Source organism: Streptococcus sp. NSSLK0004 (assembly GCF_059039125.1).
This window is the reverse complement of sequence record NZ_CM180142.1, coordinates 1,866,105-1,878,893: the sequence shown is the minus strand read 5'-3', so window position 1 is coordinate 1,878,893 and position 12,789 is coordinate 1,866,105. Positions and strand designations below refer to the sequence as shown.

General features: G+C 42.7%; 14 protein-coding genes. 13 read left to right on the top strand and 1 reads right to left on the bottom strand.

Annotated elements, in window-relative coordinates:
* The first annotated feature begins 21 nt into the window (after window positions 1-21).
* The 13 genes from tkt to AC4CS8_RS09570 all read left to right on the top strand — a co-directional run bounded on the left by tkt (window position 22) and on the right by AC4CS8_RS09570 (window position 11,860).
* A complete protein-coding gene (gene tkt, locus AC4CS8_RS09630) occupies window positions 22-1,992 on the top strand; it encodes a transketolase (protein WP_493892964.1) in 1,971 nt (656 codons plus the stop codon).
* A 209-nt stretch (window positions 1,993-2,201) separates the two neighbouring features.
* Window positions 2,202-3,002: an SDR family oxidoreductase gene (locus tag AC4CS8_RS09625; protein ID WP_493892963.1), complete on the top strand. Its 801-nt coding sequence runs from the start codon at window positions 2,202-2,204 to the stop codon at window positions 3,000-3,002.
* A 9-nt stretch (window positions 3,003-3,011) separates the two neighbouring features.
* Window positions 3,012-4,841: a BglG family transcription antiterminator gene (locus AC4CS8_RS09620; protein ID WP_493892962.1), complete on the top strand. Its 1,830-nt coding sequence runs from the start codon at window positions 3,012-3,014 to the stop codon at window positions 4,839-4,841.
* Between the two features lie 22 nt (window positions 4,842-4,863).
* Complete coding sequence (locus AC4CS8_RS09615) at window positions 4,864-5,340, top strand: transcriptional regulator GutM (protein ID WP_105122275.1); 477 nt, start codon at window positions 4,864-4,866, stop codon at window positions 5,338-5,340.
* A gap of 18 nt (window positions 5,341-5,358) precedes the next feature.
* Window positions 5,359-5,898, top strand: a complete 540-nt coding sequence (srlA, locus tag AC4CS8_RS09610) for a PTS glucitol/sorbitol transporter subunit IIC (protein WP_099871533.1) — start codon at window positions 5,359-5,361, stop codon at window positions 5,896-5,898.
* An 18-nt stretch (window positions 5,899-5,916) separates the two neighbouring features.
* Entirely contained in the window at window positions 5,917-6,906 is a 990-nt protein-coding gene (srlE, locus tag AC4CS8_RS09605) for a PTS glucitol/sorbitol transporter subunit IIB (RefSeq protein WP_105122274.1), read from the top strand.
* 34 nt (window positions 6,907-6,940) lie between these two features.
* Window positions 6,941-7,306 carry a PTS glucitol/sorbitol transporter subunit IIA gene (locus AC4CS8_RS09600; protein ID WP_493892961.1) on the top strand — a complete coding sequence of 122 codons (366 nt, stop codon included), beginning with the start codon at window positions 6,941-6,943 and terminating at the stop codon, window positions 7,304-7,306.
* A 140-nt stretch (window positions 7,307-7,446) separates the two neighbouring features.
* Window positions 7,447-7,980, top strand: a complete 534-nt coding sequence (locus AC4CS8_RS09595) for a hypothetical protein (RefSeq protein WP_493892960.1) — start codon at window positions 7,447-7,449, stop codon at window positions 7,978-7,980.
* Window positions 7,981-8,147: 167 nt separating this feature from the next.
* Window positions 8,148-8,672: a hypothetical protein gene (locus tag AC4CS8_RS09590; protein ID WP_493892959.1), complete on the top strand. Its 525-nt coding sequence runs from the start codon at window positions 8,148-8,150 to the stop codon at window positions 8,670-8,672.
* Between the two features lie 108 nt (window positions 8,673-8,780).
* Window positions 8,781-9,479, top strand: coding sequence for a 2,3,4,5-tetrahydropyridine-2,6-dicarboxylate N-acetyltransferase (gene dapD, locus AC4CS8_RS09585; RefSeq protein ID WP_493892958.1), 699 nt, complete (start codon window positions 8,781-8,783; stop codon window positions 9,477-9,479).
* A gap of 9 nt (window positions 9,480-9,488) precedes the next feature.
* A complete protein-coding gene (locus AC4CS8_RS09580) occupies window positions 9,489-10,616 on the top strand; it encodes an N-acetyldiaminopimelate deacetylase (RefSeq protein WP_493892957.1) in 1,128 nt (375 codons plus the stop codon).
* A 40-nt stretch (window positions 10,617-10,656) separates the two neighbouring features.
* Entirely contained in the window at window positions 10,657-11,199 is a 543-nt protein-coding gene (locus AC4CS8_RS09575; RefSeq protein ID WP_493892956.1) for a 5-formyltetrahydrofolate cyclo-ligase, read from the top strand.
* The gene (locus AC4CS8_RS09570) at window positions 11,183-11,860 is read left to right on the top strand and encodes a rhomboid family intramembrane serine protease (RefSeq protein ID WP_493892955.1); all 678 of its coding nucleotides are present in this window, start codon (window positions 11,183-11,185) and stop codon (window positions 11,858-11,860) included. Before AC4CS8_RS09575 ends, AC4CS8_RS09570 begins: the two co-directional genes overlap by 17 nt.
* Window positions 11,861-11,878: 18 nt before the next feature.
* On the opposite strand, the gene galU is transcribed toward AC4CS8_RS09570, so the two are convergent.
* Window positions 11,879-12,781, bottom strand: coding sequence for a UTP--glucose-1-phosphate uridylyltransferase GalU (gene galU, locus AC4CS8_RS09565; protein ID WP_493892954.1), 903 nt, complete (start codon window positions 12,779-12,781; stop codon window positions 11,879-11,881).
* Window positions 12,782-12,789 lie beyond the last annotated feature (8 nt).

The window sequence follows — 12,789 nt, the reverse complement described above, 5'->3', positions numbered from 1 at the left end:
ACTTTTTAAAAGGAGAAAAACATGTCACAACTTTCAGTAAACGCAATTCGTTTCCTTGGTATCGACGCCATTGAAAAATCAAAATCAGGTCACCCAGGTGTTGTTATGGGTGCAGCTCCAATGGCCTACAGCCTTTTTACTAAAGAACTTCGTATCAACCCAGCTCAACCAAACTGGATCAACCGTGACCGCTTCATCTTATCAGCAGGTCATGGGTCAATGCTCCTCTACGGACTTCTTCATTTGTCAGGATTTGAAGATGTCACTATGGATGAAATCAAGAACTTCCGTCAATGGGGTTCAAAAACACCAGGTCACCCAGAATTTGGTCACACAGCAGGTGTAGATGCAACAACAGGTCCTCTTGGACAAGGTATCTCAACTGCGACGGGTTTTGCGCAAGCAGAGCGTTTCCTTGCAGCTAAGTACAACCGCGATGGTTTCCCAATCTTTGACCACTATACTTACGTAATCTGTGGTGATGGCGACTTGATGGAAGGTGTTTCTGCAGAAGCGGCTTCTTACGCTGGTCTTCAAAAATTAGAAAAACTCATCGTTCTTTACGATTCAAACGACATTAACTTGGATGGTGAAACAAAAGATTCCTTCACAGAAGATGTGCGCGCACGCTACAATGCTTATGGCTGGCATACAGACCTCGTAACAGACGGTACAGATGTGGATGCAATCTTTGCTGCTATTGAAAAAGCTAAGGCAGCAGGCAAGCCATCTCTTATCGAAATCAAGACTGTTATCGGTCATGGTTCGCCAAACAAACAAGGTACAAATGCCGTCCATGGTGCGCCGCTTGGACCAGAGGAAGCAGAAGCAACTCGCAAAGCACTTGACTGGAACTACGCACCATTTGAAATTCCAGCAGAAGTCTATGCGGACTTCAAAGCAAATGTAGCAGACCGCGGTGCTGCTGCCTACGATGCATGGGTGAAATTGGTCGAAGACTACAAAGTAGCTCATCCAGAATTAGCAGCTGAAGTAACAGCTATCTTGGAAGGTCGTGATGTAGTCGAAATCAAGCCAGAAGACTTCCCTGTTTATGAAAATGGCTTCTCACAAGCAACTCGTAACTCATCACAAGATGCCCTCAACGCAGCGGCTAAGGTCTTGCCAACTTTCTTAGGTGGTTCAGCTGACTTGGCTCACTCAAACATGACCTATATCAAGGAAGATGGTCTGCAAGATTCAGTAAATCCCCTCAACCGCAATATCCAGTTTGGTGTGCGTGAATTTGCTATGGGGACAATCTTGAATGGTATGGCAGCCCACGGTGGACTTCGTGTCTATGGTGGTACCTTCTTCGTCTTTTCAGACTATGTAAAAGCAGCAGTTCGTTTGTCAGCCCTTCAAGGACTTCCTGTGACTTACGTCTTCACACACGACTCTATCGCAGTTGGTGAAGACGGACCAACTCACGAGCCGATTGAGCACTTGGCAGGACTTCGTGCTATGCCAAACCTCAATGTCTTCCGCCCAGCAGATGCGCGTGAAACACAGGCAGCTTGGTACTTGTCATTGACTAGCAAGTCTACACCATCAGCCCTTGTTCTCACTCGTCAAAACTTGACAGTTGAAGAAGGAACAGACTTTGACAAGGTTGCAAAAGGGGCTTATGTTGTCTATGAGGCAGAAGGCTTTGATACTATCCTTCTTGCATCAGGTTCAGAAGTCAACTTGGCTGTTAAAGCTGCCAAAGAACTAGAAGCAGCAGGCACTAAGGTTCGTGTGGTTTCTGTGCCATCAACTGAACTCTTCGATGCCCAAGATGCAGCTTACAAGGAAGAAATCCTTCCAAGCGCTATCCGTCGTCGTTTGGCAATCGAAATGGGTGCTACTCACAGCTGGTACAAGTATGTCGGTCTGGATGGAAAAGTCCTTGGTATCGATACCTTCGGTGCCTCAGCTCCAGCCCAAACCGTTATCGACAACTATGGCTTCACAGTTGAAAATGTTGTGAAACTGGTTGGTGAACTTTAATAACAACCTTCAAAACAGTCCTTCGGGGCTGTTTTTTCTTTTTCTGATATTTTTCAGAAATTGTTCAGCGAGAGTTAACTTTTTGCTATACTAGAGGTGGAAGAACTTCTAGACACTATTTTTTTAACAGTCTGAAAAATCCTGTCCTTAACTTTGAAGCGTTTTCAGTTTATACTGAATATGTTAGAAAACAAGGGGAGGACATGATGATGTCAGATTGGTTGAATATTCGTGATAAGGTTTATGTTGTCACGGGTGGAAGTTCAGGTATTGGTCTAGCTATCGTAGAAGGATTGCTAGAGCAGGGAGCCAAGGTCGCTAACTTGGATATTCGAGATTCGGACGTATCCCACGAGCGACTACTTTTTGTGGAAACAAATGTAGCCAGTCATCAGGCTGTAAAAGAAGCAGTTGCGGTAGTCGTAGAACATTTTGGGACCATTGATGGTCTGGTCAATAATGCGGGAATCAACATTCCAAGCTTGTTGGTCGATACAAAGGAAGAAGCCAGCCAGTATGAACTTGATGAGGCTAAGTTTGATAAGATGATAAATATCAATTTCAAAGGTTTGTTCTTCGTATCCCAAGAAGTTGCTCGTATTTTGGCAACCAAGGGTTCAGGTGTTATCATTAATATGGCTTCAGAAGCAGGTCTAGAAGGTAGTGAGGGACAGAGTGTCTATGCAGCGACTAAAGGAGCAGTTTATTCGCTGACTCGGTCTTGGTCCAAGGAATTGGCCAAGCATGGTATTCGTGTGGTAGGAATTGCACCGGGTATCATGGAAGCAACTGGTCTTCGCACTCTAGCCTATGAAGAAGCGTTAGCCTATACACGTGGCAAAACTGTTGAAGAATTGCGGGCAGGATATGGAAATACCAGCACCATTCCATTGGGTCGTAGTGGCCGTTTGAGTGAAGTAGCTGACTTGGTATGTTACTACTTATCAGATAGGGCTAGCTACATCACCGGTGTGACAACCAACGTGGCAGGCGGAAAAACAAGAGGTTAGGAAACAGAAATGAGTTTAGAGCTAAACAAAAAAGCCTTATTGTACTATCTATCATCTCATGCCAGTGTCAGTTATGACAAGCTAGAAGAGAGATTGAATCTATCCAGACACTCTTTGAAGTTGCTGATCGAGGGACTTTTGTATAGCTATGACCATATCTTTTCCATTCAAGAACAATCTGGAAAGTTAAGTCTTCATATTTTTGATGAGGAAGCTTTTAAAGTTCTAGTCACCGAAGATTTATTGCTTTCGACAGATTTAAATTCTTTCCATAAGCGTCAGGCTATTTTCTTCCAAACCTTACTAGAAGCGGAAGGTTATGTATCTGCTGATCACATTGCAGAAGAGCTAGGGATTAGTCGACGAAGTCTTAGCCGTGATATCAATCGGATGAAAGAGGTCTTGTTGGTCTACCAACTTGACTTGGAGTCTAAGTCGGGGGTGGGGATAAAACTTGTTGGGACAGAGCTGAACAAGCGCTTGCTCTACCTCTACGAAGTCATGGACTATCTGGAGCACGAGCTGGAACTGCCACCAGAGTTGTTGGCAACCTATACGGATTTTATGGAAAACCACCGCTTTCCAATTGATGTAGAGCGGGCCTTCCTGTCCACTCTAAAATTGACTATTCTCCGAAAAGAGATGCCGGTAAAAGAAGAAGGGTTATCATGGTTTACTAGTCAGGATAAGCTGGATTTGCCGTCTATCTTCTACGATATCCTAACTTATTTCTTGGGAAGAAAGATAAGTACGGAAGAAAAAACTTTTTTAACTTTTCCTATGCAGATTGGTTTGTTAGCTTCAGAGATTGGGCGACCAGATATTCTATCTATGGCCGAGGAAATCTTAGGTTTGACAATCCAAGAATTTGGAATCAGTTTGGACATTGAAGAAAGTGCTATCATTCTACAACGCCACTTAGTATATATGCTTAATCGAAGTGTGATGAAGTGGCAGTTTACGGAAATCAGTTTGCGGGAACAATTGATTCAAAGTTCTTTTTCCAAAGTTGTTTCCCAGTATTTTGTAGATCAGGTCGTTGAACGGACAGGATTGACAATATCAGATAAAGAGGTGGTTTTGCTGGCAGCTTGGATGGAGTTGCTACTTGCCCGGAAGAGCAAGCCTTTAATTGCTAAGGTTGCCGTTATTACTCAGTCTGGTCAGTCTTTCAGTTACTTGGTTGAGAATCAAATTCGTCAGATTTTCAACAGTGAAGTACAGTTGGATTTTTTGGATTTTACGAATCATCCACCTTATGAAGAACTGAATCGGACTTATGATTTGATTTTTACGGACAATCTTTTGTATAGTCAAGAACTCTTTCAACCCTTCTTGTCCTTGTCTTTGGTAACTAAGGAAAATCAAGCAGAGCGAGAAGCTTTAGAACGTACAGTGTTGGGACGAAAGATTCAAATGCATTGCCAAGTTGAAACAGTTCGTTTTGATGAAGCGAAAAGCTATGAAGAGAATCGAGATTCTTTGTTGGATCAGTTAGTCGCAAGGAAGGTTATCGGGAAAGAAGTAGCACGGAAACTGCAAGAAAAAGAACAGGATCGCTTAGCTATTTCGGAGAATGGATATGCTTTTCCACACTTGACGGACGCAAGTTTGGAACAGATAGTATTAGTGGTAGCAGATCAGGACAAACTAGATTTACAGAGTCAGTCAGGTTTGCTTGTTCAAGACTTTATCCTCATTTTCGTTCCGTCGGAACTAGATGATTTTAATCAAGATTTATTATTTAACATTTTTGATAATACTTTCCGTATGGGCAAGAAGTCGCATATTAAAGAGCGATTAGGAATTGGCCAGCGGTCAGATATTCTTACTTTATAGAGTAACAGAATAGGAGGAAGAGATGGATTCGATTTATATTTTGGGAGCGGTGGTGATTGTTGCCTATATCTTGCAAATTATCCTCGGACTCAGACAGCTGAAACATTTTAATACCACCTATTCTGAATTACGTAAAAAGGGCCGTGTGGCCATCGGACGTCGAGCAGGGAAAATCAAGGCTGGAACCATTGTCATGTTTGCAGTGGACAAGTCAGGTAAGGTATTAGATGCCAGACGGATGCAGGGTGTAACCGTTGCGGCACGCTTTAAGACCATGCCAGATTATATCGGTCAGGATATTCACTACTTTGACACCTACAATCCACTTGTTAGAAAGGAGAACAAGCTTTTACAAATTGCGATTGAAGATGCGAGGGAAGTCTTTCTCAGAACAGAAGCTGGGAATTATGAAGATGTTCCTAAGTTCGCACCAGTGTTAAATGTGGGCAATCGGTTGAAACTCTTGTCCACTCGTCTTAAGTTACAGTTCAAAAAATAAAAAACAAAGGAGTTTATTATGGACTATATTGTAAAATTTGCCGAAGGCTTTATGAACCTCTTTAAGCTAGGTGGAGAAACCTTTATCAGCTGGATGACTGGTATCGTACCTGTTGTTCTTATGCTCTTGGTAGCTATGAATACCTTGATTGCTCTCCTAGGTGAAGAGAAAGTTAACAAATTGGCTCAGGCTTCTGCTAAAAATCCAGTTAGCCGCTATATGATTTTGCCATTTGTATCGGCATTTATCTTAGGAAACCCAATGTCTATCAGTATGGGACGTTTCTTGCCAGAATACTACAAGCCAGGTTTTGTAGCTGCTCAGATGCAATTCTGTCATACATCAAACGGCGTGTTCCCTCACATTAACCCAGGTGAACTCTTCGTTTGGATGGGGATTGCATCAGGTGTTCAAGCGCTTGGTCTAAACACTATGGATTTGGCGATTCGTTACCTTTTAGTTGGTTTGGTGATGAACTTCGTAGGTGGTTGGGTGACAGACTTCACAACAGCTTACGTTTCTAAACAACAAGGTATCACATTGAGCAAGACACTTTGATAGAAAGAGGACATTCCTATGACATACAAAAGCATAAAAGTTGTAAAAGGTAGTGGCGGTTTTGGTGGCCCTCTTGTCATCACCCCAACAGAAGAAAAACACAAATTCATCTATATCACAGGTGGTGGTGAAAAACCAGCTATTGTTGATAAAATTGCTGAGTTGACAGGTATGGAGCCAGTCAATGGTTTCAAAACTTCTATTCCAGACGAAGAGATTGCTCTTGCAATTGTTGATTGCGGTGGAACGCTTCGCTGTGGAATTTATCCGAAAAAAGGGATCCCAACTATTAACGTGATTCCAACAGGTAAGAGTGGTCCATTGGCACAGTACATCACAGAGGACATTTACGTGTCAAATGTTGGCGTGGATCAAATTACCTTGGCTGATGGTTCAGAGGTCGCTGCAGCAACAAGTGTGGCAACTGAGAAAAAACCGACTTATGATACCAGCAAAAAAATCACCGAACAACGTGCGGAATCTAGCTTGATTGCTCGTATTGGTATGGGAGCTGGTAAGGTTGTTGCAACCTTTAACCAAGCTGCGCGTGAAGCTATTCAAACCATGTTGAACACCATTATTCCGTTCATGGCCTTTGTGTCTCTCTTGATTGGGATTATTCAAGGTTCCGGTGTCGGAAACTGGTTGGCAAAACTTATGGTGCCACTAGCTGGGAATGTTTGGGGACTCATTCTGATTGGTTTCATTTGTTCGCTTCCATTCCTTTCACCACTCTTAGGCCCAGGTGCTGTTATCAGTCAGATTATCGGTACTTTGATTGGTGTGGAAATTGGTAAAGGAAACATCCCACCACAAATGGCTCTTCCAGCTCTCTTTGCTATTAATACACAAAATGGTTGTGACTTTATTCCGGTAGCCCTCGGTCTATCAGAAGCAGAATCTGAAACAGTTGAAGTTGGTGTACCAGCGGTACTCTACTCACGTTTCTTGAACGGTGTCCCACGTGTCATCGTCGCTTGGTTGGCAAGTTTCGGTTTGTACAGCTAGATAAAAATATTATTGAATAGGATAGGATAGAAGAATGACAAAAATTTTTGAAGCAAACATTGTAAGTATCGGAGATCAGGCTCCCAGCATGATTGCAGAAGCGAATATGTTGATATTATTCGGAATGGAAGCTCCTGCAGATTTGGCAGACTACTGCTACAAGATTAGCAACAAGGATTTGTCAGGCTCTATCCAAGTTGGTGGGCGTTTGGTCATTGATGGAGTTGACTATCCCATTACAGCTGTCGGATCGGTTGTCGATCAAAATCTAGCTGCTCTGGGACATATCACCATTGCTTTAGATGGTTCAGTTGAAGGATCACTTCCCGGAACTCTTCATGTGAATGCCGAACAATTACCAAGTTTAAATGCAGGTAGCATAATTCAACTATTTTCGTAATATACATTGAGAGGGTGAAGTATTAATTCACCCTTTTTGAGTATATCTCGAAAAAGATAGCGTTTTCTATGAGCGCTTGACTTTATCGCAAAAAAATTATATTATACTATGTAGGAGTAATTAACAAAAGGAGTTTTATAATGAAAAAGAAATGGTTGATGATTTTCTCTGCTCTTCTAGCAGTTACTGCTTTGGCGGCTTGTTCTAGTAATAAGGAAGAAACAACGGCAAAAAGTTCTTCAACTGAGCAAACGTCCACTTCGGAGTCATCTACTGAAGAATCCACGACCGAATCTTCTACGACAACTTTAAAAGAATCCACAGTGGCATATTTGACAGATGCAGAAATTGACTCTATTCAAACCATTGGAGAATACAAGACAGCAATGAGTTCGTTGATGGATTCATATGTAGCCGATTTTGACGAGTTAATTGCCCAGCTACCAGAAGCTGCACAAACCTCTTTAAAACCATATCGTGAGCAGGTTGTAGAGATGCTTGAGCAACAAAAGTCAACAATGGATTCGCAATTTGCAGCAGTAGGTGATGATTCTACTGTCATTCCAGAAGAAGTACGAGTTTCTGTTTTGGATAGCTTGAAAACAGCTCGTGATCAACTCAAGCAAACAATGACAACTGTTCGTGAACAAGCACAAACATTGTTGAATCAATAACAGAAAAAGATTTGGCGCTAGCCAAGTCTTTTTGTTGTTTTACGTTAATATAGTTTCCCATGGAATATGAAAATTAGGAGACAAAACTTCTATTTTTTTTGATTTTCTACTTGACAATATATATATATATATATATAATGGAATTATAAAAAATTTTGGAGGTTTATATGAAAAAACTTACTTTCCTAACGTTAACTACTCTGTCAGTGTTTGCACTTGCTGCATGCTCAACCACTGAGCCAAGTAAAAAAGAAACTACCGATACCTCTAGCAGTGCTGCACAGTCTAGTTCTGAACAAGCAACCAGTACAAGCTATAAGGTAGGAGATACCATTGTATTTAAAGATGTGGCAGAAATTACAATTACGAATATTGCATGGACAGACGAAAGAAATGAAGCGAGTGATATTGTTGCGAATAAAGTACTTTTGGTAACCTATAATGTCACCAACTTGACTGATGAGGATTATGTTGTTGGCGAGGATATAGATTTATATGTGAATAATAAGGTGACTGAAAGCTACCCAGTTGGAACAATTCTCGCAACAATTGCACCTGGTAGAAGTATGGAGGGAGCGACAACTGCCTTTGCAGTAAATGAAGAGGGAACTTCTGAGTTAGAGATTAAACCAGGATTCCAGTTTAGTACAGATATAAAACCAGCTATTGTAAAATTCGATTTACCACAATAACTTTAGGAGGCTATCTTAGCCTCTTTTTCATTTTTTAATATTTCTTTCCCAAATTTTCAGAAAATTTTGATATAATAGAAAAAATATTATTTTTAGATTGGAATTATTATGACTGCACAAAAAATGACTGCGCAAGAAATCATTGCCTTTATCGGTAATGCGGTGAAAAAAACGACTGTTAAAGTGACTTTTGAAGGTGAATTGGCTGGTCCTGTTCCTGCTGAGGTGACAAAGCTTGGCAATGTCCTCTTCGGTGACTGGAGGGACGTCGAGCCACTTTTGGCAAACTTGACTGAAAATGTAGATTACGTGGTTGAGCAAGACGGCCGCAATTCGGCTGTGCCCTTGTTGGATAAACGCAATATCAATGCCCGTATCGAGCCAGGTGCCATTATCCGTGATCAAGTGACAATCGGTGATAATGCCGTTATCATGATGGGTGCAGTGATTAATATCGGTGCGGAAATCGGTCCAGGTACCATGATTGACATGGGTGCTATCCTAGGTGGTCGTGCGACGGTTGGTAAAAACAGTCATATCGGTGCAGGTGCGGTTCTTGCAGGTGTTATCGAGCCAGCTTCGGCTGAGCCAGTACGTGTTGGCGACAATGTTTTGGTCGGTGCCAATGCCGTTGTTATCGAAGGCGTGCAAATCGGTAGTGGCTCTGTTGTCGCAGCGGGCGCTATTGTGACCCAAGACGTCCCTGAAAATGTTGTGGTGGCAGGTGTGCCAGCTCGCATTATCAAGGAAATCGACGCTCAAACCCAACAAAAAACAGCCTTGGAAGAGGCTTTGCGAACACTCTAAGAGGTAGTTATGCTAGATTTAATCGCAACACGCCGTGCCCTTCACCAAATACCAGAATTGGGCATGGAGGAGTTCAAGACCCACGCCTTTCTTATGGAGACCATTGAAGGTTTACTTCAAGACTGTTCTTTTGCTCAAGTGCGTACTTGGAAGACTGGGATTTTGGTCTATCTGACAGGTTCTGCACCTGAAAAGACCATTGGCTGGCGGGCAGATATTGACGGCCTGCCTATCGTGGAAGAAACGGACCTGGACTTCAAGTCCCTCCACCCAGACCGGATGCACGCCTGTGGACATGATTTCCACATGACCATTGCCTTGGGGCTTTTGGAGAAACTGGCAGAGCAGCAACCAAGAAACAATCTTCTCTTCTTATTTCAGCCTGCGGAGGAAAATCTAGCAGGTGGCATGCTTATGTATGAAGCGGGTGCTTTTGGGGATTGGTTGCCAGATGAATTTTATGGGCTCCATGTCCGACCAGACCTCAAAGTCGGTCAAATGGCCACTAACCGTGCGACCCTCTTTGCTGGGACCTGTGAAGTCAAGATACGGTTTACAGGAAAGGGTGGCCACGCAGCATTTCCCCATACCGCCAATGACGCCTTAGTGGCGGCCAGCTACTTTGTGACCCAGGTTCAGTCAGTGGTCAGCCGTAATGTCGACCCAATAGAGGGGGCTGTGGTAACCTTCGGCTCAATGCACGCGGGCACGACCAACAATGTCATTGCTGAAACGGCCTTTTTGCACGGGACCATTCGGGCCTTGACACAGAACATGAGCCTCTTGGTACAAAAGCGGGTGCGGGAAGTGGCAGAGGGAATCGCCCTGTCCTTTGGAGTGGACTTGGAGATTGAGCTCAATCCAAGCGGCTATCTGCCTGTGGAGAACAATCCTCAACTGGCAGATGAACTGATGACCTATTTTGAACAGGTTGATGGTGTGGAAATGATTGACTGTCCACCTGCCATGACGGGTGAAGACTTTGGCTACCTGCTCAACAAGGTTCCAGGTGTTATGTTCTGGTTGGGTGTGGATACGCCTTATCCCCTTCACAATCCTCGTCTCAGTCCCAAAGAGGAAGTACTTCCCTTTGCTGTGGATAAGTTGAGCGATTTTTTGAAAATAAAAGCAAACTAGACTGGTTTTCCAGTCTTTTTCTGAAAAGAAAGGAGTTTCTGTGGATAAAAAAGAAATTCGGCAAGAGGTCTTGCAGAGATTGAAAGCCCTGACTAGTAGCCAGCGAGCAAGATGGAGCCAGCAACTAACAGAAAGGCTCCTTTCATCTGACACCTATAAGTGCTCAAAGTCGCTTGGGACCTACCTTTCCATGCCCCATGAGTTTGACACTTCTTACCTGATTGAACAGGCTCAAAAGGACGGCAAGCAGATTTTCATCCCTAAGACCTATTCACAAGGGCGTATGGATTTTGTAGAATATAATTCTGATGATTTGGTAAAATCTAGGTTTGGGGTTTGGGAACCTGGTACTTATTCACAACCTGTGGATAAGTCTGTGGTTAAGTTGATCCATGTTCCTGGTTTAGCTTGGAATCAAGCGGGTTTTCGAGTGGGCTATGGAGGTGGTTTTTATGATCGCTACCTAGCAGATTATCAGGGGAGAACGGTATCGACCTTGGCGGGCTTTCAAGTCTACGATTTTGAACCACAGACATTTGATATTCCAGTAAAGGAGTTGTTGATTTTTGAAGAATCTTTTTGATAAGCGCTATCCTGTGACAAATGGCCTGCTGGCAGTGACGGCTCTTGTTTTTCTGTTGATACAAGTTTTTCGATTTGGGCAGACGACCGCAGCTTACACGATTTTTGAATTTGGTGGCATGTATGGTGAAGTGGTACGCTATGATCCGACTCAGTTATGGCGCCTAGTAACGCCAATATTTGTCCACATCGGCTGGGAACATTTTATCTTTAACAGTATTACTTTACTTGGTTTGGGCTACCAATTAGAAGGGTTGTTTGGGTCACGGCGCTTCTTTCTGCTTTATCTTTTATCTGGTATAATGGGTAATTTATTTGTCCTCTTTTTTACACCAGACGTAGTTGGGGCAGGAGCTTCTACTTCTTTATTTGGATTGTTTGCTGCCATGGCCTTCTTACGGTATTACAGTCGAAGTACTTATCTTCAACTCTTAGGGCAGCGTTACACAGCTTTGCTGCTGATTAACCTAGCTTTGGGATTGTTTAATCCAGCTATCAGTATGGCAGGGCATATTGGAGGAGCTGTTGGAGGATGTTTGGTCGTTATCTTTCTTCCGCCATTAGTGGAAAAAAATCTCTTTTCTGGTAAGCAGATTTTTTATGGTTTGCTTGGCTATTTAGGATTGATTGTCCTGCTACTTGGAATATTCTATATGGGATAAGAAAAAAACTAGCGATTGCTAGTTTTTCTTTGTATCTAATTTTTTACCAAGATTAATCAAGTATTGTTTCAAATCATCTTTTACTTGAGGATGCTGGAGAGCGTAGTCGATAGAGGTTTTCATGAAACCGAACTTATCCCCTACATCATAGCGATTTCCCTTGAACTCACGAGCAAAGACGCGTTGCGTTTTATTAAGGGTGTCAATGGCATCTGTCAATTGAATTTCATTACCTGCACCTGGTTCTTGATTTTCCAAAATGCTGAAAATTTCAGGAGTGAGAAGGTAGCGTCCGATGATAGCAAGGTCAGAAGGAGCGTCTTCAGGTTTTGGTTTTTCCACAAAAGTTTCTACACTATAAAGCCCATTAATACCTTCACCTTGAGGGGCAATAACACCATATGCAGAAACTTCTTCATGAGGAACTGGCATAACAGCAATTGTTGAAGCATGTGTCTTTTCGTAGTCGTTCATGAGTTGCTTAGTCAATGGAACAGCCTTTGTGTCTGTAATATCCATAAGATCATCACCAAGCATAACGACAAAAGGTTCATTTCCGACAAAGGCCTTGGCTTGGAGTACGGCATCACCGAGTCCACGTGGGTGACTTTGACGAATGAAGTGTAGGCGAATACCTGTTGTCTCATCAACGAGTTTCAACAAATCATTTTTGCCTTTTTCTTTAAGGTTATATTCCAATTCAAAGTTGGAGTCAAAGTGATCTTCGATAGAGCGTTTTGACTTACCAGTTACTACTAAGATATCTTCGATACCAGAGCGGAGGGCTTCTTCAACGATGAATTGGATGGTTGGTTTATCAACAATTGGTAACATTTCTTTTGCAAGTGCTTTGGTAGCAGGTAAGAATCTAGTCCCTAAGCCTGCCGCTGGAATAACAGCTTTTCTAACTTTTTGTGCCATAGTGTATT